23 protein-coding genes and 3 pseudogenes are annotated in these 24,208 nt (G+C 56.3%); 21 read left to right on the top strand and 5 right to left on the bottom strand.

The annotated features are described in order from the left end of the window. Positions 1-363: 363 nt before the first annotated feature. The 3 genes from C167_RS34395 (at position 364) to C167_RS0102090 (ending at position 3,263) form a co-directional block, all read left to right on the top strand. The gene (locus tag C167_RS34395; RefSeq protein WP_157791810.1) at positions 364-1,326 is read left to right on the top strand and encodes a hypothetical protein; all 963 of its coding nucleotides are present in this window, start codon (positions 364-366) and stop codon (positions 1,324-1,326) included. Between the two features lie 102 nt (positions 1,327-1,428). Beyond that, the gene (locus tag C167_RS34825) at positions 1,429-1,989 is read left to right on the top strand and encodes a hypothetical protein (RefSeq protein WP_200860140.1); all 561 of its coding nucleotides are present in this window, start codon (positions 1,429-1,431) and stop codon (positions 1,987-1,989) included. 137 nt (positions 1,990-2,126) lie between these two features. Beyond that, a complete protein-coding gene (locus tag C167_RS0102090) occupies positions 2,127-3,263 on the top strand; it encodes a hypothetical protein (RefSeq protein ID WP_017516618.1) in 1,137 nt (378 codons plus the stop codon). Between the two features lie 140 nt (positions 3,264-3,403). Here the strand turns inward: C167_RS0102090 and C167_RS0102085 are convergent, their stop codons facing one another. Then, on the bottom strand, positions 3,404-3,583 hold the full coding sequence (locus C167_RS0102085) for a hypothetical protein (protein ID WP_200860139.1): 180 nt from the start codon (positions 3,581-3,583) through the stop codon (positions 3,404-3,406). A 150-nt stretch (positions 3,584-3,733) separates the two neighbouring features. Further along, the gene (locus C167_RS0102080) at positions 3,734-4,429 is read right to left on the bottom strand and encodes a DUF7673 family protein (RefSeq protein WP_017516616.1); all 696 of its coding nucleotides are present in this window, start codon (positions 4,427-4,429) and stop codon (positions 3,734-3,736) included. A 287-nt stretch (positions 4,430-4,716) separates the two neighbouring features. Here C167_RS0102080 and C167_RS0102075 point away from each other — a divergent pair, with 287 nt between their 5' ends. The 8 genes and pseudogenes from C167_RS0102075 (at position 4,717) to C167_RS0102035 (ending at position 13,820) form a co-directional block, all read left to right on the top strand. Next, a complete protein-coding gene (locus C167_RS0102075; RefSeq protein WP_017516615.1) occupies positions 4,717-5,607 on the top strand; it encodes a prepilin-type N-terminal cleavage/methylation domain-containing protein in 891 nt (296 codons plus the stop codon). A gap of 154 nt (positions 5,608-5,761) precedes the next feature. Continuing rightward, positions 5,762-6,595 (top strand): Ig-like domain-containing protein, encoded by an 834-nt coding sequence (locus C167_RS0102070; RefSeq protein ID WP_024765034.1) that lies wholly within the window; start codon positions 5,762-5,764, stop codon positions 6,593-6,595. A 261-nt stretch (positions 6,596-6,856) separates the two neighbouring features. After that, a complete protein-coding gene (locus C167_RS0102065; protein WP_235154275.1) occupies positions 6,857-7,855 on the top strand; it encodes an Ig-like domain-containing protein in 999 nt (332 codons plus the stop codon). A 695-nt stretch (positions 7,856-8,550) separates the two neighbouring features. Then, positions 8,551-8,658: pseudogene (locus C167_RS33540) on the top strand (hypothetical protein); the annotation flags it as partial. A gap of 118 nt (positions 8,659-8,776) precedes the next feature. Further along, positions 8,777-9,934, top strand: coding sequence for a tyrosine-type recombinase/integrase (locus C167_RS0102050; RefSeq protein WP_010794485.1), 1,158 nt, complete (start codon positions 8,777-8,779; stop codon positions 9,932-9,934). Between the two features lie 10 nt (positions 9,935-9,944). After that, on the top strand, positions 9,945-11,561 hold the full coding sequence (locus tag C167_RS0102045) for a hypothetical protein (protein WP_010794484.1): 1,617 nt from the start codon (positions 9,945-9,947) through the stop codon (positions 11,559-11,561). Then, on the top strand, positions 11,542-13,395 hold the full coding sequence (locus C167_RS34985) for a site-specific integrase (protein ID WP_235154274.1): 1,854 nt from the start codon (positions 11,542-11,544) through the stop codon (positions 13,393-13,395). Before C167_RS0102045 ends, C167_RS34985 begins: the two co-directional genes overlap by 20 nt. A gap of 71 nt (positions 13,396-13,466) precedes the next feature. Beyond that, on the top strand, positions 13,467-13,820 hold the full coding sequence (locus C167_RS0102035; protein WP_008567186.1) for a hypothetical protein: 354 nt from the start codon (positions 13,467-13,469) through the stop codon (positions 13,818-13,820). A 17-nt stretch (positions 13,821-13,837) separates the two neighbouring features. Here the strand turns inward: C167_RS0102035 and C167_RS33535 are convergent. Together C167_RS33535 and merR are read right to left on the bottom strand one after the other, a co-directional pair. Further along, positions 13,838-14,025, bottom strand: a pseudogene (locus C167_RS33535) (DUF4113 domain-containing protein); the annotation flags it as partial. A 358-nt stretch (positions 14,026-14,383) separates the two neighbouring features. Next, a complete protein-coding gene (merR, locus tag C167_RS0102025; protein ID WP_008567182.1) occupies positions 14,384-14,794 on the bottom strand; it encodes an Hg(II)-responsive transcriptional regulator in 411 nt (136 codons plus the stop codon). 71 nt (positions 14,795-14,865) lie between these two features. On the opposite strand from merR, the gene merT reads away from it, so the two are divergent. The 8 genes and pseudogenes from merT (at position 14,866) to C167_RS0101995 (ending at position 21,834) form a co-directional block, all read left to right on the top strand. Further along, the gene (merT, locus tag C167_RS0102020) at positions 14,866-15,216 is read left to right on the top strand and encodes a mercuric ion transporter MerT (protein ID WP_008567181.1); all 351 of its coding nucleotides are present in this window, start codon (positions 14,866-14,868) and stop codon (positions 15,214-15,216) included. Between the two features lie 13 nt (positions 15,217-15,229). Further along, positions 15,230-15,505, top strand: coding sequence for a mercury resistance system periplasmic binding protein MerP (gene merP / locus C167_RS0102015; protein ID WP_008567180.1), 276 nt, complete (start codon positions 15,230-15,232; stop codon positions 15,503-15,505). 12 nt (positions 15,506-15,517) lie between these two features. Next, on the top strand, positions 15,518-15,952 hold the full coding sequence (gene merC, locus C167_RS0102010) for an organomercurial transporter MerC (RefSeq protein ID WP_008567179.1): 435 nt from the start codon (positions 15,518-15,520) through the stop codon (positions 15,950-15,952). A 32-nt stretch (positions 15,953-15,984) separates the two neighbouring features. Then, positions 15,985-17,667, top strand: coding sequence for a mercury(II) reductase (gene merA, locus C167_RS0102005; protein ID WP_008567178.1), 1,683 nt, complete (start codon positions 15,985-15,987; stop codon positions 17,665-17,667). 18 nt (positions 17,668-17,685) lie between these two features. Then, a complete protein-coding gene (locus C167_RS0102000; protein WP_008567175.1) occupies positions 17,686-18,102 on the top strand; it encodes a hypothetical protein in 417 nt (138 codons plus the stop codon). 359 nt (positions 18,103-18,461) lie between these two features. After that, positions 18,462-18,596: pseudogene (locus C167_RS34980) on the top strand (DNA polymerase V subunit UmuC); the annotation flags it as partial. Between the two features lie 59 nt (positions 18,597-18,655). Further along, a complete protein-coding gene (locus C167_RS33525; protein ID WP_071534698.1) occupies positions 18,656-19,675 on the top strand; it encodes a tyrosine-type recombinase/integrase in 1,020 nt (339 codons plus the stop codon). After that, positions 19,672-21,834, top strand: coding sequence for a tyrosine-type recombinase/integrase (locus tag C167_RS0101995; RefSeq protein WP_026078747.1), 2,163 nt, complete (start codon positions 19,672-19,674; stop codon positions 21,832-21,834). Before C167_RS33525 ends, C167_RS0101995 begins: the two co-directional genes overlap by 4 nt. A gap of 224 nt (positions 21,835-22,058) precedes the next feature. Here C167_RS0101995 and C167_RS0101990 read toward each other — a convergent pair whose 3' ends face one another. Next, on the bottom strand, positions 22,059-22,742 hold the full coding sequence (locus C167_RS0101990; protein ID WP_023101915.1) for a DUF5677 domain-containing protein: 684 nt from the start codon (positions 22,740-22,742) through the stop codon (positions 22,059-22,061). Positions 22,743-22,858: 116 nt separating this feature from the next. Here C167_RS0101990 and C167_RS0101985 point away from each other — a divergent pair, with 116 nt between their 5' ends. Beyond that, positions 22,859-23,242 (top strand): hypothetical protein, encoded by a 384-nt coding sequence (locus C167_RS0101985; RefSeq protein ID WP_226342061.1) that lies wholly within the window; start codon positions 22,859-22,861, stop codon positions 23,240-23,242. A gap of 52 nt (positions 23,243-23,294) precedes the next feature. Continuing rightward, positions 23,295-24,014: a hypothetical protein gene (locus C167_RS0101980; RefSeq protein ID WP_017516605.1), complete on the top strand. Its 720-nt coding sequence runs from the start codon at positions 23,295-23,297 to the stop codon at positions 24,012-24,014. The last annotated feature ends 194 nt before the right edge of the window (positions 24,015-24,208 follow it).

The raw sequence follows: 24,208 nt of genomic DNA, 5'->3' as shown, positions 1-24,208 counted from the left end.
GTCAGTGGATGATTTTAAATCAAGAGCTGATCGTCAAAATAAATACCATAAATAACAATACCTTACAGACCAAATGAATGAATTTTCCCTTTATCTCGGCATGACCCCTGGTAGGGGAGGCGCTGCAGCAGCCGGCAAAATACCCTTATTGGCAGGAATCTCCTACGGCCGCACCTGATTGCTTGGAAATTTCTAATCAGCAGGACTCGCGATCGTGAATGAGCCGATCGTCCTCCTTAGCGTGAACACGCCTGGGGCAGGATTTATCCATCTTCACCAGAGGCAATCCGAGATTTCTTTATGTTGCCCGTTAGCAGGGGTTGTCCTAACGTATCAGCCGATCTCTCTGCTCGGGCCGCTCAAGTGAAAAGAAAAAAATTAAGCCTCGACACACTCAGGTCCTGGGAGGATCAGGGTTATACCCCTAAAGTGCGAGAGTTCACAAAGCAACTCGAGTTTGATCCCGAGGCAGTTATCGACTTCTGTGGTTTTGTCCAAGGCATGTTCTTAGCCTTCGGATGGAATTCAGATCCTAGGTTCAAGCCTGCCTTTGAAAAGATAGAAGAGTCCATACTCGCGTTTGACGATTTCATTGAAGACGATTCAATTGCGGCAATAGTTAGGATAGTGCGTACCAGCCCACAATTGACTGTCGAAATATCATGGATATCCCCTCTTGTCAGTGAGGTGATTTGGGATAGGTTTCTGGTCGATTGTGAGGACCCCATCGTACTCCTTTCCTTCTTCACTTGGGCTTATGAAGTGGAGTACAAGATCGCTCCGCCAGTCGTCCAGAGAAACGCTTCTCCGTTGCACCGTTTCCACCCAGAGCGGTATCGCTCCACTCGAAAATTCTCCGGGAAAATTGCAAAACTCTATAAGGAATATGCGATTTTCAAAAATGGAGGTGTGACTGAGGATGTTCTTAATCGTGCGATTGGATTCCTCGTTCCAGAAATGAACGAGCGTGCGATTAATTATCCGCGACGGCATAAACTGGGTGAAGATAGTCCTAGTCGTGTAATGAACCTTGAGCTTAACCTCGCGATCGCCTATGCACGGTTCGTTCAAGCTGGCCGGCAGATAGTGGACTTCCCTCCTGATCTTTGTGAAATGCTGTCTCATACGGATATCGGGAATATTCCTGTTGGGGAAATCCGTCTACCTTATGTATGCCAATATTTGTACTTCGGACCCCAAAAGCATCTTCAGCTTGAGCCTGGTTGGTTTGTTGACGGGGCATACATCGAAAGCAGAGGCGAACCGGGTGAGTTCAAGATAGTTATGACGGCCAAGCCTCCTAGCGAGGACGTTGCTGACCTATAGTTCCTGCGGCCTGAACCCAGCTACTCCCAGTCCTTCAGTCGAGTCCATCGGGAGGCTGACCTCTCAACTGCTCTAGAAGAGGTACTCAATGAGCGATTGGCGGTGCTTTTTTCTACTGAAGAACTATCGGAGAGCGGAATTCTGCAGGACGCTCAGGAAGAGCTGAATGACGATGGTTACGCAGTTAGTATTGTCGACATTAGTGGCCAATCAGCACGGTCTGATATAGACGATACAAACCGGCGCCATCCAATTTTCCTTGAGGCACTAAAACTCATCATAAACGGGCTACTGTATATAACCGCATACCCGGAAGATATTCAGACCACATGGTCTGAAAAAGCACCATATCCCGTTCTCCAGAAAGCGCTTCACGGCAACTCCAAGGAAAAAGCCAAAGCAAAATCCAAACTTGAAGAGTTGGGTTATTCGGCCGTTCACTTGTGCGGGCAGTCACTCAAGCTCCATCAGGAAAGTATGCTTGCTCAACCTACTGGTGACGGACATAAGTCACTTCATTGGCGACGTGGTCATTGGAGGAATCAGCCGTATGGTGAGGGTCGCAAGCTGCATCGTCTACGTTGGATCATGCCAATGATAGTCGGCGGGAAAAACTCTCCGGGCGATGAGCCAGGGTTAGGCCACGTTTATTTAGTTAGCTGATGAATTTCCCCTCCGGGAAAATCAGGAACTCAGTATTGGTTGTGCATAGAACCAGCATCGAGCGGCTATTCTGGGAATGGTATGTTTAACCACCAAGAAAGCGTCTGCCCACGTCCACTCCTCTAACAGGACTCGCAATGGTGCATGAGCCGATCATCCTTCCGTCAGTAGAGCGCGCCCGAACCTGGGTGGACCTATGCGCTAAAAGCATTTCCGTGCCTGCGGAAAAGGCCGCCTCGATCCTGGCAACCCTCTGCGGGTTCGGGTCATGGGATGTGATGACCTACGCGATGGAATCGATGCCGCCGTCACCGGCAGACGAGGATCTGGAGCCGGATCAGTACCGCGATCGCCTGAAGGGCCAGGTCCGCATCTTGGTCCGTGACCATGAACTGGACCCGGCAGAGGCCATGATGCTCCTCCGCCTACTGCCACCGGCATCAAGGGGGCCTCACAAGGCCTTCAAGATGACAGACAGTGTCGGCTTCACAGAGCAGCAGATGCAGGCGTTCATGGAGTACGCCGGCGAGTTTGCGAGTGAGATGCCCGACGAAATGCGGCCAGGACCTCTGCAGTCAGCTCTTGAAGCCCGTGCACTGCAAGACGTTGAATTGTCTCGAGCGAGCATTGCGCTTGCCCTGAGTGGCGATACCGCTCCTGAAATGTGGATGCACATCTTCGACTTCCTCGATTGGGAGTACGAATACCACCAGGATGAACGCCCAGACCTTGATGAACCGTCGTACACGATTTTCGATGCTTCGCTAGGCGAAATCCCTGTTTACCTTTCATGCCTCGCCAAAGCGCCGGCGCCTCGCCCACAGGCCCCCGTCGACCGCGCACATCGTGTTCAGCGAGCACTTTGCGTCGGTGACTTCGTGAGCAACTGGCAGGACCGCTCCTCGGTCGCGCTTCTGCTTCATCGATGGCCAATCGTCCATGAGGTCGATGGTCAACTCTTTTGCCACCTGGGATGTATCTACCAGGCCGACAAGAACCAATGGACAGATCTGCTCTTCAATCGGCGGTGCTCGAGCGTGGCCAAAATGCTGGAGTTGAACGGACGAATGAAGAACATCCAGAAGGGCAGTCCGGAGCTTGTCGACACTGATGAAGCCCTCACCCTTCTTTCAACAATATGCCTCTCAGGCCTCGATCTTGAGGACATGGAAGACTTTCCGGAGCCTGGGTTGATGGTAGAGAGGACCCAGTTACCTGGGTCCAGGTGGATGGTTCAGAAGCTGGCAACTGATTTCGACAGCGACGACTCATAATTCCCGCTGTGGTCCTCCGTCAGCACTGCCTCTCTGAACGCCCAAGCCGCCGCAGACGACATGGCGCACGGTCATTTCAGGAGGGAAGTGGAGGAGGGCGGTGCCAACGGCACTTTTTCAGTGCTTGCGACTAGGGAGCGCTAGAAGTCGAATCCAGTTTGCTGCGGCTCAGTAAGCAGCAGCTCGAGGTCGCCGTTGAAAGCCTTCTGCGCTTCCGCCCCCCGGGCAATGATTCGCCCATCAACCTTGAGGTGTTCGATCTGGACGCGGCCGCACGGTTCACACTCCTGGTAGGAAAGCTCGGCTTCCAGCTTCTTCACGACCGAGCTTCGGCTTTTGGTTGCCGCTCCACATACGCACTGCATCGGGTTACCTCAGGCTAGGGTTCAGTACGCCTGATGGTAACGACCTGGTTCTCTACTTCACGGCGAAGGCCTACCTGTATTTTCCGGCCTGGCGGGGGCCTAGCTTCAAATACCACGGCCGGCGTATGTCTTGATCGACCACTTCTCGATCAGCCGGCCGAACACCTCTTCCCCGGCTGGGAGATTCGCCTGAATTCCATCTCGGGTCTCGTACAGAAGGCGCATCACCGCCAGGCAGTCCAGAAATAGCTCATGGTCCACACAACGGAAGTCAGTGAGATCGAACGGGTAGGACGCCCCGTCGTAGCAGCCGGCAAGGAAGCCGGCGACGTAGCGGCATTGACCGCTGAATTCCGTTGCAATCTGGATCAGCCGCTTCAGCGACTTGGTGCCGATCGTACGGAGTACCTCAGATGTCACATCATCCCGGCGCGATGTCATGGTTAGCAGGCTACCAGGCTGTTTCCATCGCTCCGCCAGGCCGTTGAACACCTCACTCCCGTCCACAAGATGCTGGTGCACCTCGATCTCTGGAGCGGAGTCCATATGGAGCAGCGCCAGGCAGTCTTCCAGGACGGCCCGGTCGAGCACACGGATCGAGTTCAGTTGGAACGGAAAGTCACGCCCGTTGTAACACCCGAGGAGCAACGCTCTCACCACATCGCCTTGGGCATCGTCTTCATAGGCGAGTGGGATTAGGCGATGCAACGCCTCCACACCAGCAGCGCGCACCTGTGGGCGGTCTCTCTCTATGCTTTCTAGAGCTCTGGAAAGGGCCGCAGCTGGATCTACGTCCGTCATGGACTCACTCCTTGTAGCTGATCGACCGAGCCTAAGCGAAAGGTGAGGTTTGCTCCACGATTCGTCCTGATCAGCGGTGGCTGTATCGAGGCCCCAGGGCCTCGGTTTCGAAATCCCAGGTTGGCGTAGATTTCCCTAAATTTGCTGGAATTAACTGAAGGACGCTGAAGTTAGCTTACGTATGCCTACGTTAGCCTAGATTAGAAAACAGCAGGCCATTTTGACCGGGTCGTCCTGAGCCTGGCCCTTACCATGTTCCTCGCAATTCCTGCACGGAGAGGACGAACATGGGCATTAAATCCCATCAGGGTTTCACCCTGGTGGAACTGGCCGTTGTGCTGGCCATCGCAGCAATGATCGCGATCGCAACGGTTCCGAACTACATGGCGAGGCTAAACCAGACTCGCGCGGACACCACGATTCAGGACACCCAAGCGATCATCGACGCCGCCAGGTTATATCGCAGCGAGAAGGGCACCTGGCCAGGAAACGCCACCTGCTCCAATGCCATCGCGGCATTGGGAGCGACGTCCCCGCCGATGCTCGTTGGTGTGTCGACTACCAACCGCTACAACTACCCCGTCACCACTTCCTGCACCCAGTACACGTTCAGCGTCGACCAGAACACCGTGATGGACTGGGATGGTGTCGTCGTAAACGGCCTGCCTGGCTCTCAGATCGTCAACGCTGCCACATACCAGATCCGCACCACCGTTGGAGCTCCCGGTACAGAGGCTGCTCTGGACGGCAAGCTCTCCAGGATCGCCACGGGCAATGCTGAGTTGAACCGTATGCGGACCAACCTGCTGATGGGCGGCAACAGCATCGACGAAGTCAACGCAGTGAATGCCCAGACACTCAACGCAGCAGGGGCGGTGAATGCGCAAACGCTGAACGCGTCCGGCAGCGTCAACGCACAGGCAGTCGTTTCGAGCGGCAACGTCACCACCTATGGCTACCTCGACATGAACGGGTACGCCGCCGAGGGAAACTGGTGCGCGAAAGCTGGCCTCGTCACCACCAACTCTTCCGGGGCAGACCTCACGTGCCAAGGAAACCGGTGGGTACGGTCCGTGATCTGGAGTCCAACGATCGTGAGCACGGGAGGCTCCTGTGCAAACGTTCCGAAGGGCTCGCTGGCATTCGATAGTGTGGGGAACCTCTATGTCTGTAAGTAGTAAGTGGCTCGCTTCTGCTGCAGCCCTAATCCTGGCCGTATTTACCGCAGTCGCCGCGGCTGACGCTTGGAGGCCGATCCGGACCGGGGCCGGCACTGTCGGCTGGCAGCAAGTCGCGTGTGACCGCTCCGGCCAGGGGTGGCGCTCCTGCAACATGGGCCTGACCATCGTGATCCAGGCCAACCCGGGATCTGTCGCGGCCGTCGGCGAGCAGGCGAACCTCGTGGCCACGGTGACCGACTACAACGGCACCAACGTCGGCAAGGATGTAAAGATCAACTGGTCCACGTCTGACGGTAGCCTGAGCGCCTCCTCGTCGATCACCGATGCAAACGGCCAAACCTCGGTGATACTGACTTCATCCCGCAACATTGGGAGCGCAACGGTGACCGCAACATCGCCGGAAGAAGGCGGCACCGGGCAGTTGACCGTCCCGTTCACCGATAAGTGGGCAGCTACCAGCGCGGTCTATACGGCGTGGCTGGACTCGGGTGGTGCTTACAACTGCAGCGCCTGGACACCAGATCCAAGCACCGTGACTCAAGGCACCGCGTTCACCCAGTCCGCGATCTGCAGTCAGAATCAGGTGGCTTATCAGCAAAACCGTGAGGTCAGCCTCATCACCGGCCAGGTTCGCAATGTCGGGTCGCCAATTCCGCTCTACCAGACCATCCAGGTCTCCGTTACGCAGCAGGCAACCGGCACCAAGCAGGGCACTCCTAGCTGTATCTGGAGTTCCTCTCAGAGATATGGCGTCTACTCCAAAGGTTGGACCAGGACTGTGTCCCAGACCGGAGGATCGCGAATAAATCCTTACCGCCTTTACCTTGGTGATGGAACCGTGGTCGGCTCCGTTAACGCTCTCACCGACACCCTGACTTACAACGGTCGCGTGTACTCCATCGGGCGCTTCAAGCAGTCCGGCTGCATGGGTAAGAACTGCGCCTCCATGCGTGACGAGTATGAGGCCTGCTCGACCCCTCTGTGACGCTCTTTCCAGCCTCCATTATCGCCGGCAGGGCAATCCTGCCGGCGCTTCTTTAGCTCCCTTCCGCTGTCCTACTCGGGTATCAAACGCAGGTCACATCAGCTCAACTGCAATAGTCGGCCCCGATATCTCTGATTCCCCCTCTATTGTTTCAGTTCTGGAAATTGAGACCCCCAGTTTGGCCATGAGCTGAGCGGCGCCCCCATACCATCTCCGCTGCACCACCCTACAGATAGGAGCACTGAGAAAATGGGGGGATTCATGCGCATTAGAACGATAATAACTGCGGCAACAGCATTGATTTTTGTGGGACTTGGTGCCGGCACCTTCGCGGACACCTGGAAGCCGATCCGTAGCAGTAGCAGTGGTAGCGGTTGGCAAAAGGTCGTATGCGATCGTTCCGGCGGCGGCTGGCGTTCCTGCAACATGGGCCTGACCATCACTGTTCAGGCCTACCCCAACACATTGGCGGCAGTCGGGGAACAGGGAACCGTAGTGGCCAATGTCACTGACTACGACGGCAATAACGCCGGCGCTAACGTCGCGATTCGGTGGGCCACCAGCGACGGGACTCTCAGTGCTACGGATACCAAAACAGACGCCAATGGCCAGGCCAGCGTGGTCCTGACCTCATCTCACACCATCGGCGGGGCCACGGTAACCGCTACCTCGACTGAGGAAGGCGGTGCCGGGCAAGTGTTCGTCCCATTCTCCGATCGATGGGCCCCAGCGAGTGCGGTATATACGGGCTGGCAAAACTCTAGTGATCCCTACAGCTGCTCTGCTTGGTCGCCTGATCCGTCCACGGTCGCCGCGGGTACCACATTCACCCAGTCAGCAACCTGTAGCCAGAATCAGATCGCTTACCAGCAGAACCGCGAGGTAAGCCTAATTACTGGGCAGGTTCGCAACTCCGGCGCACCGATTCCCCTATACCAGACCATACAAGTCACCATCACACAGCAGGCAACAGGCACCAAGCAGAGTCAGCCCACCTGCAAGTGGACAGCCTTCACGAAGGAAGGGATCTACGCGACGGTATGGTCGCATTTAGTGTCGAACGTAGATGAAGACATGACCTATGGATTCCTCCTCTACTTGGGCAACGGGGGCACCGGCGTATCAGTAACCAATAAAACCGATACCGCGACTTACAACGGCCGGATCTATTCAGTTGGCCGATTCCGGCAGTCGACTTGCCTGGGCAAGAACTGTGCTCAGAACCGCGAGGAGTACGAAGTCTGCTCTGTTCCTGAGTGAGGTAGCCTCCTAGCTGACTGCAGGCCGGCAGACTCCATTGCCGGCCTGCGCATCTGAGCACCGCCCGACCGACGGACCAGATCCACAGCAAGATGCACTCTCTGCAGGCCATATACTGCAGATCAGAGACCATGGATGGTCCCCCTCCGATCACTCTCCACAGCCTTGAACTGCCTGAACGCCGGCGGCGCGCCTCTGCGCCAACTTGACGGCGGGGCGGGGCTGATCTCTATACTGTACGCATATACAGCATAAAGACGACCGCCCAGATGGACTGCTTCCAATCTCCCGGCCGGCGGCTGTCCAGTCTCGCCCTCGCGCAACAGCGCCTGAAGGTCACTGGCTTCTCCAGCCCGGCCGAGGATTATGCCCTCTTTCCCCCCTCCATCGACGCAGCCGTCGGCTGGGGCGCGCCCAATCTCTGGCTCTGGCTTGTAGATAGCGACGCGCTGGCTGGTCTGGGTGTGCACCGCAATGATGTGCTTGTAGTTGACCGCGCACTGGAGCCGGTCACCGGTAATGTTGTCATTGTGGTTGCGGATCAGGAACATCACCTCGCTCTGGTCGAGCGGGTGTCACCGGAGCGACTGCATCTGGCCCACGTCGGCGCCGATGGCCAGCACCAGGAAGTGCTTGCTGGCCCGGAGGAGATCGAACTCTGGGGGGGTGATCAGCATGTTGCTGCGGAGCATGCTGTGAAGGTGTTCGCCTTGGTCGACTGCAACAGCTTCTACTGCTCATGCGAGCGGATCTTTCGACCGGACCTGAAAGGGGTACCGGTAGTCGTCTTGAGCAACAATGATCTGAGGGATTGCTTCCGTTAGTAAATGAATTACAGTCCGCACCACCTTGATAGAAGCCTGAGAAATTACATTCCAGCCTCTGAAGGGGAGTCATCTGGATGGTGTTTAAGGCTGTGAAATGAGGCTGGTGTTCGCAACAAAAGACCTTGCTGTAGCGGGTCGATCATTCGAAGGTTTCCCTCTGTTGGTTGGCGCCGACGGTTGGCCAGTGGAGCCGGCGCAATCTTTCCTTTGGCACACGCTAGTCGAGTCAGGTGAGGCACTCAGTGCTCTGACGTGGGAGGCCTATGGACGCCGTCTGTTCGACTACTTCGCCTTCCTCGAGGCCAATGGTCTGGCCTGGAATGAGGAGAGTCAGGCAGATGGCCTGAGCGTCCTGTCGCGGTATAGAGACTGGTCGAGCGGTGAGTTGGAACTAGATCCCAGCACTCTGAACAAGCGACTGAACCTAATTGTGAGGTTCTACCAATGGGCCAAGCAGCGTGATCTGATCGCAGCGCTGCCCTTTGGCGAGCGAAGGGTCAGAGCGACTCCGCATTCCGGCTTCCTCAGTCACGTAGCTCGTCCTAACGCCGAGAGTACGAAGCCCTCAGTGATGGTGCGAGAGCGTAAGCGATTGACCAAATTCCTGACCAAAGATCAGGCTAAGGTTTGCCTCGCCCTCGATGCCGATCCAAGTCACCGGATCTTGTTCCATCTGATGGTTCGCACTGGTCTTCGCTCCTGCGAGGCGCGCACTTTCCCTTTCAAGTACGTCTTTAATCCTCGGCTGAAGAAGGGCCTCCGCCCTGGGCAAATGATCAGCGTGGCTCTCGAGCCATCGGACATGCATCTCAAGTACGGCCGCCCTCGAACAATTGACGTGCCTTGGTCGCTGATGGAGGAAATGTGGTCGTACACGCTTCATGAGCGCGAAGTACGGAAAGCGGCCGGCAACGGGCGCGCCACGGCCTTGGTGCTGACAAGGGAGGGGCGGCAGTACACGAAAGACTCCATCGTCGACGTGATGAAGGCGTATGAGCGCAAGTGCGGATTTTATGTTAGGGCCCACATGCTTCGTCATACCTATGGGACTTATACCCTTCTTGCCCTGAGGAAAAGCCGAGACTTTAAAGGAGAGCCATTGCTCTATGTCCGAGACAGGATGGGACACTCCGACGTTCAAACAACGATGGTGTACCTGCATCTCATTAATCAGCTAGAGGCTCAGTCTGTCCTTGCTCATGAAGACGAGATAGACATGATGTTTATGGCCGTCTCTACTCCAAGCATCTGAGGTACTACTGTTGGCCCGAAAGAAAAACTATAAAGCTGAAATGCAATCGGTCACTAAAGGATTCGAGACCGTAGAGAATGAGCTTAGAATCGATCTTCCGAAAAATCCCCGGAATGTAACTAAGATTGATCACTCTCAGTACATTGGGTTTGGCTTTGACGCATGGGCTATTCAGAGTATTCATGTAATCAGAGCACTGGTCAATGGAGGGAATTTCTCCCTGGCCACTCTTGTAGGGTACTCCAGCAATGGCCTTCGATATTTCATGGCCTTCCTGAAAAGCGGAACGATTGATTCTCCGCCGTCAACCCCGAACAGCCTGACCAAGCGGCATCTTGAGCGATATGTTTCGTGGCTTAAGCTCAAGTATCCAAACGGGTCAACTGCGAAGAACTATTACACGTCGCTGAAGTCATTGATCATCAGCCTAATTGAATACGGATTCGTTGAGGCGGATAAAGATGATCTACTTCCAGCCGTTCCTTTCCCCCATACCGCGAAATCGACCAATGACGCGAAGCCGCTCAGTCTCTCGGAAATGCAGGGGCTCATCACTGCGCTAAAGTCAGATTTAGTAGCCATTCATAAGGGCTTATTCTCTGGAAATGACGCCGAAGCAATGACGGTCTTATTGCTGATTACTGCGGCCAGATCTGGAATTAACACTACGCCGCTTCTGGAAATGTCTAGAGATGCACTCCAGCCGCATCCATTCATCCCCAATCTTCGGCTCTTGAACACCGTAAAAAGACGCGGCAAGGGTGCTCAGAGCAAAACCATTCGACAAACTGAACTGCATGACGGATATAACCCAATTCCTTTAGATGGGGTGGCTGTTGTAAATAAGGCTTTGGCAATTTCTGAGCCACTGGTTGGGTTTGCGCCTGAAAAGCTTAAGTCGCATGTTTGGCTTTACCGCGCCGGACAGAATGGGCATGGTCATAGGGTAGTCGCGCTGGCTTCCAGTACGCTATTTCAATCAACAAAGAGTATCTGTGCGCGGCATGCTTTGAAGGACGATCAGGGCCAACCGCTGATCGTTAATCTCAGTCGTCTTCGAAAGACTATGGAAAGTAGGCTTTGGAAGCTCAGCGGCGGCGACCTACTGGAGGTGTCCGCTGTGATGGGCCATTCCCCTAGCGTTGCTGATAACCACTATTTGAAGATAAATGACGAGATCAAGGTTGAGGGTGCCACCTTCGTAGGGGAAGCATTCACCGATCAGCTGCGTGGCATCAACGTCACACCGACACCCCCAGGAGGTTGCAAAGATAGCCTCTATGGAAGCCTGGCACCCAAAGATGGCGTTACCCATTGTTCCGAGTTCATTCATTGCTTGACATGTCCTAGTTACGCAATTGTAGGGACTCTCGGAGACTTGTATCGACTGTTCAGCTATCAGCAGTTTTTGCACGCTGAGATGGAGTATTTTTTAACAGATGAGTGGGCGGCATGGCGGAAACGCCAGGGCGATTTCATCAGGCTTATTGACGAGTTTACGTCTCGAAAATTCAAGATTGAACTGATCGAAGCGGCTAAAGCCAAAGCGAAAGCGTCCCCTCATCCGTTCTGGGGATGCAAGATTGAGTTTATGAGGAAAGTTCGAGGTGACGCTCTTGTCGGCTAATCGGAACTCTAGGGCCGCCCTTAAGGCCTATGATGTGCTATTCGCGCAACCTGTAACTGCCTCGGGCCTCAGCAAGGCTGAGCGTGATGCGATAGTTATTAGTGCCATTGTTAATGATCGTGGCGAAACTCTTGTATTAAGCCGCTTTGGCGATGCTCGCTGGGATCTTCGACCTTTCTTTGATCAATCTAACGTAAACGAGGGGCACAAGTACGTCAGTTGGGATTTTAATCTCCCACCTGAGATGATTGATGACTGCAAAGCAGTTGCGTATGCATGGTTCAAGAGAGGGCTTCCAGGGTCAAAGCCACCTGTCGCACGGGGTATTACAACTCTCGTCAGTGCCAGTGTCATTCCATTTATTCGTTGGCTTAGCGATTTAGAGCTTGAACGATTTTCCGATGTTCGGCCCATACACATTAGTAATTATATTCACCATTGCAAGTCAGAGTCGTTAAGACCAATGCCTCTTTATTCCAGGCTGCGGATAATTGACTTTTTATGGATATTCTCTGCCGAAACCCTTTCCCCTCTTCAGTGTTTTCCGTGGGGGGACTCGTCCCTGTGGCGAGTCAGCGGAATTGGAGAAGCAAGGGGTACTTCGGCTGCCAATAAGAATACGGGTAGAACGGATATAATTCCGCCAGATGATCAGGCGAAGATCTTCAACTATTGCGAGCAGATCGTTCATAAGACGAAAGAAGATCTGAAAGCCACCGGAATTGACACTTTCACTCGCCGCAGCCCCAAAATGATTCGTTGCCACGATGCTGTTTTGTACATTGCATCCATTACCAGTGGCATGCGTAACGAAGAGGTCATCGGGATTGAAGTCGGTGCGTGGCGAAAAGAGGTAGTGGATGGCGTTACTTACTGCTGGGTAACCACGACCGAGCATAAAACGGGAAAGGGACGAGTCGACTATCTTGTCCCTGAGCTTACGCTGGATGCGTTGAATCTCTTCGCCATGTGCTCAACCCCCATGAGAAGGGAGCTCGAGGCGGAGTTGAGTGACCTTGAACTGTCATGCAATTCAGTTGACTCCGCTGATCTTTTGCTTCGATTGGAGAAAGCCAGAAAGGACTCGAAGAGACTGTTCCTCTGCTTGAATGGGTACGGCAACAAAGCCGAACGTGTTGGACACATCGAAGTGCTCAGCGCCGCAGGTTCCAATGAAGCCTTCAAGCGCGTCGCAAAAGCGGCTGGAAGTGATTGGCCATTGCGGACTCACCAGTGCCGTCGCACCTATGCCCGGTGCTTCGTTGAGTCTCGCATGGGGCGTACCTCGCTCGTCTTCCTCAAGTGGCAGTTCAAACACAGCAGTATGAGCATGACTCAGCTCTATGCCTCCAACCCCCTACAGGATCTCACCCTGTTCGATGAAATCCTCCAACAGATGACGGAATTCAAGATCGATCTCATCGAGTCGTGGTTGGATGATCAGCCACTTGCTGGAGGGGCGGGTGAGAGGATCATGGAGCTACGTGCCATTCCGATCAAAGATCGGAGTGCCTTGCTGGCCCAGACAGCCCCCCATGCAAACATTCGAGCGACTGGTCATGGCTGGTGCATCGCGACAGAACGGGGCTGTGGTGGGGCTGGTTTGTATGAGGCAACCCGTTGTCCTGGCTGCAAACACTCTGTGATTGACGAGACCTTTGCCACCACGTGGCAGGGGATCTACTCGCATCAGCTGGAGCTGATGGAAATCGACGATGCCGGGCCGGCTGTAAGGCAACGGGCAAAACGTGATATGCAGGTCGCATTCGACGTAATCAGCAGCCTTGGCCTGTCTCCTTTGGACGCTCGCGACAGTGACCCAACGCGAACTTGAAGGTGCCGACTTTGACCAATAAGCCAACTGCGCAACGATCCTCCGGACGCTCCAGACAGAAGACCTCGGAGATGCTCGATAAGGTCATCGACGGCATCCTTTCAACAAACGGAAAGCTGTCCATTTCTGGCGTAGCGAAAGCGGCAGGGGTCACTCCAGGTCTCATCCACAACACCTACCCAGCCGTGGCTGAACGCATTCGTGGTCTGATGGGGAAATCAGTCCGAGCACAGCGCGATTCGAAGCACCAAGCATTGTTGAAGGAGAGGGAGCTGAACAGAGCATTGCGCGCGGAGAACGCACAGCTAAGCCAGGATCTGGCTCGACTGGCCTCAGTGAATCAGACCCTGATTCTCGAACTAGCTCAACTGAAGGGCGTAGCCACTGGTAAGGTGGTTCTTCTGAGCAGTAAGCCGGCTTCCTAGCAGCGCTGGGGTGTGCCTCACCTCACTGTCCAGAGCTGATCTAACCGTGTGGTATAGCTTGGGCCGAGCATTTCCCGACACATCCCCAGTCAGGAGTCACCGGCACCCCGCCCAGGCGGAGCGTGCCTCGACCCCACTTGGAATTGATCCGATCCATCACCTGCATGACCTTCTCAGAGGCGACGGGCTGTACGGCGGCGATCACGATGTCACGAGAGCGACCGAGCAGATTGTCTCCATGCGCGACAAGGCTGACGCAATCCTAGTGGCGGAAACCGTCAAGAAGATTGAACAACTGGGCGCCACGGCGGCAGGCCGTGGCGAAGCGAAGCGCAGCCCGGCTGTCCGCCTGCAAGGTAGATATGTGCTACTCGACCAGATGCAACGTGGGCCCGCCCCACTGATGCACAAGGGCAAATAGCAGTACCAACCTAGGGCCTTTGCAAGTGCTCCTTTGCCCAGTCAGCGGCGCTCAATGAGCGCCGCTCTTTCCACCTTCAGACCGACAAACAGAGAGCCCTGACAAACGGGAAATCGTGGGCTAACGCGCGAAGTGCGGGCGGTCACTTGCTCGCTTGCAGCGAAACGATCAGCGGACAGCTCACTGTCCCTTGGCTCGCGCAACAGTCATCAACCAGCTGCGCCAAGACCGACTCGATCCGCTGAAGATCCGCGAGTTTCTCACGCACATCCTCAAGCTTCTGCTCGGCGAGCACACGCGCTTCGTCGCAGTGCGCGCCGTCGTCCAGTCGCAACAGTCCGGCCACTTCATCAAGGCTAAAGCCCAGCCGTTGCGCGGACTTCACGAATCTCACCCGTGCGACATCCGCCTCGCCATAGCGGCGAATGCTGCCGTAGGGCTTGTCCGGTTCGGGTAACAGCCCCTTGCGTTGATAGAACCGAATGGTTTCCACGTTAACCCCGGCTGCCTTGGCAAAGGCGCCGATGGTCAGGCTTTCCACCGCGTTGTGCATGCCGCTTGACCCCGTACCTAACTACGGAAATAACCTTAACCCATCGATCAACCACTCGGAAGGATGAACGTATGTCTGAATCGCGAAATGGGCGCGGTGCACTCCTCACTGGAGGTCTGGCGGCAATCCTCGCGTCCACGTGCTGCCTGGGGCCGCTGGTGCTGATCGCCTTGGGCTTCAGCGGTGCCTGGATCGGCAGCCTCACCGTTCTGGAACCTTACCGCCCGTTCTTCATTGGCGCGGCACTGGTTGCGCTGTTCTTCGCTTACCGGCGCATTTTCCGCCCGGCTCAAGTCTGCATACCCGGTGAGGTCTGCGCTGATCCCCAGGTAAGCACCATCTACAAGCTCGTTTTTTGGGTCGTGACGGCCTTGGTGCTGGTCGCGCTCGCTTTCCCCTACATCCTCCCCTTGTTCTACTAATCAGGAGTTGGTCATGAAAAAGCTGCTTGCCGCTCTCGCCCTCATTGCCGTGGTTTCCCCAGTGTGGGCCGCCTCCCAAATCATCACCCTGTCGGTGCCGGGCATGACCTGCGCCGCTTGCCCAATCACGGTGAAGAAAGCGCTGACCAAGGTCGAGGGCGTGACCAAGGCCGAGGTGAGTTATGAGAAGCGCGAAGCCATCGTCACCTTCGACGATGCCAAGACCAGTGCGCAGGCGCTGACCAAGGCGACAGAGGACGCCGGCTACCCGTCCAGCGTCAAGCAATAGGCGGGCATTCCGATGGCAAATTCTTTCAATCTGTTCACACGGATCGGTGACAAAGCCGGTTCCGTCGGCGTGCTGGTTTCCGCCATAGGTTGCGCCTCGTGCTTTCCCGCCCTTGCCAGCCTGGGCGCCACGATCGGACTGGGCTTTTTGAGCCAATGGGAAGGCCTGTTCATCACCACGCTGTTGCCGTTGTTTGCCGGCGTGGCTCTGCTCGTCAATGCCCTCGGCTGGTTCAGTCACCGGCAGTGGCGACGCGCTGCGCCTGGCCTGATCGGCCCGGCCCTGGTGCTGGTAGCGGTGTTTTTGATGCTGGCTCACGGCTGGCGGAGCGGCTGGCTGCTCTATATCGGCCTGGCCGTCATGTTTGGGGTGTCCATCTGGGACTTCGTGTCGCCCGCGCACCGCCGTTGCTCCCCGGCGTCCTGTCCGACGCCGCCAAACCAGTGAACCTGACAAGAGACGATTCAATGAGTAACGTTATGACCGAACTGAAAATCATTGGCATGACCTGCGCATCCTGTGTCGTGCATGTGAAAGAGGCCTTGGAGAAGATTCCGGGCGTGCATCGGGCGGATGTTTCCTACGCCAGTGGGAGGGCCGAATTGAAGGTCGACGAGGCCGTAAGCCGTGAACAAATGCAGGCCGCCGTCGAGGCCCTGGGGTATCGAGCGGCGTTCGAAGACATCACGCTACCTACCCGTCCCGGCCTGCTCGATAAGGCACGGGGCTGGCTGAGCGGTGGCACTGACGCCGGGAAAGAGGGTGACAGGCTTCACGTGGCGGTTATCGGCAGTGGTGGCGCCGCCATGGCGGCCGCGCTCAAGGCGGTAGAAAGGGGGGCCCGCGTCACCCTGATCGAGCGCGGCATCATCGGCGGCACCTGCGTCAACGTCGGCTGCGTGCCCTCCAAGATCATGATTCGCGCCGCGCACGTGGCCCATCTGCGCCGCGAAAGTCCGTTTGATGGCGGACTGCCCGCCACGCCGCCGCTTGTCTTGCGCGAACGGTTGCTCGCCCAGCAACAGGGTCGTGTCGACGAACTGCGCCACGCCAAGTACGAAGGCATTCTGGAAAGCACCCCAGCCATCACCGTGCTGCGTGGCTCCGCCCGCTTCCAGGACAGCCACACGCTCAGTGTGGAACTGGTCGAGGGGGGCGAGCGCATCGTGACCTTCGACCGCTGCCTGATTGCCACCGGCGCCAGTGCGGCCGTGCCGCCGATTCCCGGACTGCAAGATACCCCCTTTTGGAACTCGGAAAAGGCGCTGGCAAGCAGCAGTATTCCGCAACGGCTCGCCGTGATCGGCTCATCCGTGGTGGCCTTGGAGCTGGCGCAAGCCTTTGCCCGGCTGGGTAGCCGCGTCACCATCCTGGCGCGCAACTCGCTGTTCTTCCGTGAAGATCCGGCCATCGGCGCAGCGCTGACGGCGGCCTTCCGCCTGGAGGGCATCGAAGTGCTGGAACAGACGCAAGCCAGCCAGGTGGCCCATGCCAACGGCGAGTTCGTGCTGACCACCAAGCACGGTGAAGTGCGGGTCGACCAACTGCTCGTCGCCACCGGACGCACGCCCAACACCCACGGCCTGAACCTGGAAGCGGCCGGCGTGCAGCTGGATGAACGCGGTGCCATCCAGATCGACCAGGGCATGCGCAGCAGCAAAGCGGATATTTATGCGGCCGGCGACTGCACCAACCAGCCGCAGTTCGTCTATGTCGCGGCGGCGGCCGGCAATCGCGCGGCGATCAACATGACCGGCGGCGAGGCAATGCTCAATCTCGACACCATGCCGGCCGTGGTGTTCACCGATCCGCAGGTGGCCACCGTCGGCTTCAGCGAAGCGGAAGCGCACCAAGCCGGCCTCGAAACCGACAGCCGCACCTTGACCCTGGACAACGTGCCGCGCGCTCTGGCGAACTTTGACACACGGGGGTTCATCAAGCTGGTCGCCGAAACGGGCTCGGGCCGACTGCTGGGCGTGCAGGCAGTGACCCCGGAAGCGGGCGAGCTGATTCAGACGGCCGCCCTCGCCATCCGCGCCCGGATGACGGTGCAGGAACTAGCCGACCAATTGTTCCCCTACCTGACCATGGTCGAGGGCCTGAAGCTCGCGGCGCAAACCTTCAGTAAGGACGTGAAGCAATTGTCCTGCTGCGCCGGGTAAAGAATGCGAGGTGCAAACATGAACATTAAGACTAATGAACTCGGCAGGGGTGACAGCCTGCGCCAGACATGGCAGGTGATCAGCTTCTGGGGGCTGCCTGCCGTTGTCGCGACGCTAACCATTCTTCTGGCAGATCGACACCCCACGCTATTCCTGGCCGCAAGCGCCGCGCTGGCGGTGATGGGTGGCGCCTGCCTGGTCAATGCCGCACGCTGCCGCCGACTTCACTGCTACCTCACGGCGCCGTACTTCCTGTTGCTCGCGCTCGGCGGGCTGCTGGCTTATGGCTTCGACCCGCATGGCGAGCAGTTCTCCAGACTGTGGCTATTGCTGGCACTGGGGGCGGCACCCTTGCTCATCTGGCTGCCCGAGCGCCTGGCCGGCCGAAAGTACCTTGGCGCTCCAGGGTGCGGAGAAGGCCGGGAGTGTCGGTGATGTAGGCCCTCTCAGCAGCCCTGATTGGCCGGGAACGCTTCGGTCTCCGTAATAGTGCTGCGAGCCAAGGACGTTATGCGAGGACTCCGTGTGCTTTTCGGTTTCGCCTGCTCTTCCGAACAACCGAACGACTCCAGCCGACAACAGATGTGCACGCTCATGAAGTTCATTCAAAGTTTTTTGGGGCCTCGCGGCCCCAGGGACACGACATTCGAGGCGGGCAGCTAGTTGGCCGCATGGGGGTGGGTCGGACTGAAAAGCCCTGATTTAGGCTGCGAAGGACGAAAAATTGTTAGCGTAACAATATCGTTAAATATCAATATGTTATGCACTACTAACTGTTAGCGTCATTCAGATACAATGACGGCTGCATTATCGCGAGAACCGCCGAGGCCAAGGCCCTTGGGCTCCAAATGGGCGATCCGTACTTTAAAGTCAGACGCCACCTAGAGAAGCATGGCGTTGTTGCGTTCTCCAGCAACTATGCGCTCTATTAAGTTAAGTGGAATGCTTTTGAGCTAGTCTGACTCCGTGTACGCTCAGGGGGGCGCCCATGACCACTACCCCACTGCATGAGCAAGTGTTGAGCCGCTATCCCAGTGTTCAAGCGTGGCTGGTGTTACTGGGTAATCTGGGGCGTGCGCCGGCCACGCTTGATGCCTATGGCCGCGGCCTTGCGCATTACTTATTGCATTGCGAAGGGAGTGGGTTGGAGCCCGAATCCGCGACATTCGAACAAGTTACGCTCTACATCCGTAAGCTGTTGCCCGGTGAAAAGAATGCGGTAGCAAATGCAACCTTGCACCAACGGCTTACCGCCATCCGTTTGTGGTACGACCATCTAGTTTTTCAGGGTCTCTGCAAGCAAAACCCTGTACCTCGTGGACAACATGGTCGGCTGCTCCAGGTGCCTGGACATGAAGGTTTTGTCAGGGGCTTGGTTCCGCGGCTCATTAAGCTGCCAGACATCCCCACCGATGAGCAGTGGCGGCACTTTCTCAGTATCGCGGCCAGGTCGTCTATCCGGGACCGGCTCATGCTGTCGTTGGCGTACTTCGGGGCTCTTCGCCGTGCCGAGTTGGTGGCCTTGCGGATTGAGGATTTAGACGTTGCACATCGGCTGATCTCGGTGCGAGCGGAAACGACCAAGGGCAAACGCAGCCGCGTCGTGTGCTACAGCCCAGAAATTGCCCCAGTATTAATCGAGCATCTACATGCTTTGCACGGAGCAGGCTGGACGCGAGGTTCGTTGTTTCGATCAGAATCAGATCGCAATCGAGGCTCGTCTCTGACCCGTTGGACGTGGAGTAAAACGGTTGAAGGGTGGGCCAGGGAAGCGGAACTGTCGCACCTGAGCACTCACACCTTTCGCCACCTTCGACTTACCCATCTGGCCCGTGCTGGCTGGAAGCTCCATGAATTGACCACATATGCTGGCCATCGAGACCCCAGAACCACTTTGGTTTACCTGCACCTATCGGGCGCGGATCTCACAGCGAAGATGGCGCACTCTGTCGGCAGTCTCGATGCCCGGATGTTTTGTGAGCTCTTTGGGGCAGGGGCATCGCAATGAGCGCTCCTTCCGTCACCCCTTATGTTCCGTTCGACTCGAGCCAGTACGAACGTCAGACCGATCTATCGAATCTGGAGCTGACCATACTTTCGAATCGCCTTCACCGTTCAGACTGGCGCTACCTCCAATCAGAGCTACCTGGGCTCATGAGGCCGCTGGCTGATATAGCGGCTCACAGCGGCGTTTCTCAACGATTAGCGATTTCCTCCGTGGCAACCATTCTCTGGAATGTCAGCAAGACTGGTAAACCCTACTGGTGTTGGTCTGAGTTGCAGTGGCTGACTTTGCTCAGTAGTCGAGCAGGATCACGACCTTACCTCGCTTCCGTTGCCTACCACCTCGGCGGTTTTCAAACCCCGCAGCGTATCGCCAAATTCCGGCAGCCGGCTATCTATGCTTCTTTTATCTTCGGCCATGAAGTATTCAGGCGTGAGCACGCTCGCTTGAGCCAAGCGTTGAGATCATTGGGCTACGCTGCTCGCCATCTTGAGCAGTTCCTTTCCAGTGTGCTGGGCACCTTGATGCTGGAGAACGGCGATCCGCGGTTGGAAACGTTCACTGAGGAACTGCTGCTGAAGGGCCAACAGCATCGAAGCGAAGGTGTCGCGAGATCGGTCGGAAAGGTGTCTCACGGCCTCGCTGCCATGGGGATTTTGGCGAAACCTCTGCGCATGCGAGGCTATACCGATTGGCGGGAGAAAAGCATCGAAGGTATCGACCCTGCTTGGGTGATGTGGTGCAGTCGCTGGCGAGACACGTCCACCTTACGTCCCCGCACACGTGAAAGTAATTACAGTTTTATCTTGAGGACCGGGGTCTGGTTAGCGCGTGAGCAACCGGGAGTTGCGGCGCCCACCGATTGGAGCATGTCCACTTGCGCTGCGTTTATTGCCGCTGTTGACCGGATGACGGTCGGTGAGTGGGCCTTGGAGTCAGCGAAGGGAACACAGCTCAAAGGGCTTGGCCAGCCTATCGCTGCCAACTCAAAGCGCGGCTTTCTGCATGCCTTGCGACGGTTTTTTACAGACTTTGAACTCTGGGGCTGGGGGCGTTTGAAGTTCAGTCCCCGGCATCACCTAGCCACGCCGCGGTCCGTGGCGTTTAACTCAGGCATCAACCCACGCGTTATTGATGTCTCGACCTGGCTCAAGCTGATTTGGGCGAGCCTCAATCTCGAGCGTAACGATCTACTTTCGGAGATTCACTATCCCCTGTCGATGGTTCAAGCCATTGCTGTGGTGTGGACGCACGCGGGCCTGCGCAGCAATGAAATTATGCGGTTGGACAAAGGATGCGCGCATCCTCAGGCCAATGATGTGGTACACGAGGATGGAACCATCGTTCCAGCAGGAACCTTATGCTATCTCGATATTCCTGCCAGTAAGACATTCAGAGCTTTCGTCAAACCTGTAGCGGTGGTCGTGAAAGAGCGCATTGACGCCTGGCTGGAGGATAGGCCTGCCAACCAAGCCGCATTGCTCGATGAGCGAGCCGGGGAAAAAGTTAGCTACTTATTCCAGTTTCGCGGCAAGCGCATTGGCTCCAGCGTCATCAATGGCACCATAATTCCAATGTTATGCGCCAAGGCGGGAGTGCCAGTGGAGGACAGTCGCGGGCGCATCACTAGCCACCGGGGGCGTGCCTCCGCAGTGACAGCGCTTGCCAGCGTCCCTCAAGGCATGTCGTTGATCGAGCTGATGCAGTGGTCAGGGCACAGCTCGCCGAACTCGACTTTACATTACATTCGAATTCGGCCTACCAAGCTGGCCGCATCCTTTGTTAAAGCCGATCAAATGGCTCACATGGTCTCCGTATTGATCGACCATGACGTAATTGCTAGCCATTCAGATGAATCCTACACCTTCTATGACTTGGGTGACTCGTATTGTTCGAATCCCTTCTGGAGCAGCTGCCCACACCGTATGGCCTGTGCAGGGTGTGACTTCAACTTGCCGAAAGACAGTGCTATGGCCCAAGCATTGGAAAGTAAATCGTCAATCAGACGGTACTTGGAGGCCGTACCTTTGACTCCCGATGAACGCGCCATTGCGGAGGGCGACTTGGAAAAGCTAGAGAGCCTTATTCGCAAGCTCGATAATGTACCTACTCTGGACGGCAGGAAACCAAGCGAAATTGGGTTTAAGAAACCGAGTAGTTGAGGCGTAATTTGCCCTCATGCGCAATGGCACTTACCTGGCCACCTGATTGCACTCGACTTGATCAGTTATTTACATCGAATCTGACACATCTAATGCGTGGCCACGACGGGCAGAGAACAGCCCATAGTGGACACCTAAACATTCGACCGAACGAGTAGATAAGTGGCTGTCACTCCAGTAGCGACGTATCGGGCCAGGCGAGTTACTGAAAACGTGGTGCATTCCTACGCTTTCGCATTGAGGCCTAACACTTCGCGAAGTGACTCGTTATCAGGCCAGTGGCGATGAATCAGCCACCAAACGCAGCCCTGCCCGATGGCTCGACTTATGCCACCTATGCCTTGTAGGTGGATAACGCTCAGATCCACGATTTCTGATTTTTCTCTGGGGCTTTCGCTGTGACCATGCGTCTCAAGCGATAAAAATCTGTAGAAAACGGTGTACAGGTCCGCAACGTCTGCCTCCTTGGCTTTCTGCTGAATACTGGGTGGGGAGCTTCGCTTCACCTGTTCGCGCTCTAGGTATCGAGCCGTTACTTCCTCACCTGTGCTCCGATCGAAGACCTGGGCGGTACCTGCTTCTAAGTTCATCTTGAACGCTTTTGCCAATTGAGCAGTACCAGCGTTGCTTTGCGACTCTGCATTCTCAATGGATCGAATGCCCCACAAGACCGTTATCAACTGCTCCAGCAGACTTCGGCTCAAGATTCCCAAGCAGGCAGGGTTTGCAATGGCGCCCAAAGCTGCCGCTCCGCTCACCAGCTCGGCTGCTCGCCTCAGCTCTTGACGAACAAAGTTGTCGCGAGGATCGGGTGCTCCTGTTGCTTCAATCTCCGAGGATCTGATCAGCAACGAAGCATGCGTCCTCAACGATTCAACAAGTCCGTCCAGTACTGATGAAGTGCTCATGCGGTTCTGACACCTTCTGATCTGGGGTTAGTGCTGGTCAATGTAGCTGCTCGGGGATGCCAACGAATCAGGGTAGTGGTAACGTCTGGCACATCCGACAATAAGGGATTGGCGTCGTGATTGAGCCCAAAAGACTGCGTAGTGCAGGGGATTTCCCCAACAAATCGTCAGTGGAGTACGCGACCATCCGGGTCGAGATTCCTCATCGCCTTGTCCCGTCGAATCTTCAGAATCCGCATTACAGGGATGAAGACATCGTCGCCGGGCTCTATGCGACCCCTACAGGTCGTCTTTCCTACAAGACGCTTTACTTGGACAGCGTCGAGCTGGCCGAGCTTTTTGTGGCGCACCTCCACCAGGTTTTTCAGCGCCGTCCTTACGCGAAGGAATACGCGCTCAAAATTGAGGTGACCACCACGACCCAAAAGGTCACTGCGACGAGGGGGAGGGCGAAGCATTCTGCTGCTGTCGCCGAGACTCTCCGGGGAGATGCTTCCTAGCAGGGCGCTCAATCATGCCGGCATGGGGTTGCCAACGACGAGGAGCACGAGAGTGGTTCAGATCAACATGACTCGCGACGAGAAAGACGCGGTGAATGAAATCGATAGGAGCCAGCTGCAGAAGCTGATCGACCAATGCATCTATGAGGAGCGAACTGGAGGGATTCATGGCATTGGACTCAGCCGTTGCGGGGCGTATGTAGCCGCAATGCTTCGCGATTTTGAGCGTGCTCTGGGGGACTACTGTAAAGCGAGATCCTCCAAAAAGCGCGAGGAGACGAGAACCACCGTGCTGCGAGCTGGAAGCAACTTGGTACACGCCGTCCAAACCATGAAGGATCGAGCAGCAATCGAGCAGCAAGATGGCCAGTTCTATTACGTCGAAGATCAGATACCGTCGCCCGTGAGCCTTCGCGAACAGTTGACGGTTCGGATCAGCTACAAATGGCGGCGTTCTGTCGAGGACAACTGGACCCACAGCAGCATCATCTTTTCACACACCGCAGCATCTCGCCCGAATTACAGCCAACCTGCCCCCTTGCGGAAACCAAGTGCTGAAAAGGTGCGTCAGGAGCGCGAGGCGAGGCTCTATCGAGAATGGGAGCACCTGCGGGATCTGGCGCTCTGTTCCGTTCGAGACTTCTTTAAAAACGGGGGGGACGGAGACTCAATCCCGACGGCGTATTCGGCTCAGCCCGATAACCATAGTGGTGGGCTCAATAACTACAGTGCAGATTTTTGGCGTGATCGCGTCACAGCTAAAGATGACTGATCGCTTCCCCTATTGGCTGGTTTATGCCTGACTCAACCGTTCGCTTTGGCGTGACTCAGCGGTTACGAGAGGCAGCTATTGGCCGGTAGCTGCCTCTGGCGAGAGGCAGCTACCGACCCATAGCAGACCCACGAGCGCCTGGGTGCCGAGCTATGGGTAGTGCTGTGGAGGGCTAGCTCTAAGCCCCGATAAGC

The sequence above is a fragment of the Pseudomonas nitroreducens TX1 genome, from assembly GCF_000313755.1.
In the GTDB taxonomy this organism is placed as follows: Bacteria; Pseudomonadota; Gammaproteobacteria; order Pseudomonadales; family Pseudomonadaceae; genus Pseudomonas; species Pseudomonas nitroreducens_A.
This window is presented reverse-complemented; position numbering and strand designations above follow the sequence as displayed.

What these genes read in the sequence shown, in the direction of transcription:
- C167_RS33525 (WP_071534698.1), top strand. Translation starts at nt 18,656, where the DNA reads ATGACCACTACCCCACTGCATGAGCAAGTGTTGAGCCGCTATCCCAGT.
- C167_RS0102035 (WP_008567186.1), top strand. Translation starts at nt 13,467, where the DNA reads ATGCTCGATAAGGTCATCGACGGCATCCTTTCAACAAACGGAAAGCTG.
- C167_RS0102080 (WP_017516616.1), bottom strand. Translation starts at nt 4,429, where the DNA reads ATGACGGACGTAGATCCAGCTGCGGCCCTTTCCAGAGCTCTAGAAAGC.
- C167_RS0102070 (WP_024765034.1), top strand. Translation starts at nt 5,762, where the DNA reads ATGGGCCTGACCATCGTGATCCAGGCCAACCCGGGATCTGTCGCGGCC.
- merA (WP_008567178.1), top strand. Translation starts at nt 15,985, where the DNA reads ATGACCGAACTGAAAATCATTGGCATGACCTGCGCATCCTGTGTCGTG.
- merR (WP_008567182.1), bottom strand. Translation starts at nt 14,794, where the DNA reads ATGCACAACGCGGTGGAAAGCCTGACCATCGGCGCCTTTGCCAAGGCA.
- C167_RS0101995 (WP_026078747.1), top strand. Translation starts at nt 19,672, where the DNA reads ATGAGCGCTCCTTCCGTCACCCCTTATGTTCCGTTCGACTCGAGCCAG.
- C167_RS0101990 (WP_023101915.1), bottom strand. Translation starts at nt 22,742, where the DNA reads ATGAGCACTTCATCAGTACTGGACGGACTTGTTGAATCGTTGAGGACG.
- C167_RS0102065 (WP_235154275.1), top strand. Translation starts at nt 6,857, where the DNA reads ATGCGCATTAGAACGATAATAACTGCGGCAACAGCATTGATTTTTGTG.
- C167_RS0102000 (WP_008567175.1), top strand. Translation starts at nt 17,686, where the DNA reads ATGAACATTAAGACTAATGAACTCGGCAGGGGTGACAGCCTGCGCCAG.
- C167_RS0102050 (WP_010794485.1), top strand. Translation starts at nt 8,777, where the DNA reads ATGAGGCTGGTGTTCGCAACAAAAGACCTTGCTGTAGCGGGTCGATCA.
- merT (WP_008567181.1), top strand. Translation starts at nt 14,866, where the DNA reads ATGTCTGAATCGCGAAATGGGCGCGGTGCACTCCTCACTGGAGGTCTG.
- C167_RS0102090 (WP_017516618.1), top strand. Translation starts at nt 2,127, where the DNA reads ATGGTGCATGAGCCGATCATCCTTCCGTCAGTAGAGCGCGCCCGAACC.
- merP (WP_008567180.1), top strand. Translation starts at nt 15,230, where the DNA reads ATGAAAAAGCTGCTTGCCGCTCTCGCCCTCATTGCCGTGGTTTCCCCA.
- merC (WP_008567179.1), top strand. Translation starts at nt 15,518, where the DNA reads ATGGCAAATTCTTTCAATCTGTTCACACGGATCGGTGACAAAGCCGGT.
- C167_RS0102075 (WP_017516615.1), top strand. Translation starts at nt 4,717, where the DNA reads ATGGGCATTAAATCCCATCAGGGTTTCACCCTGGTGGAACTGGCCGTT.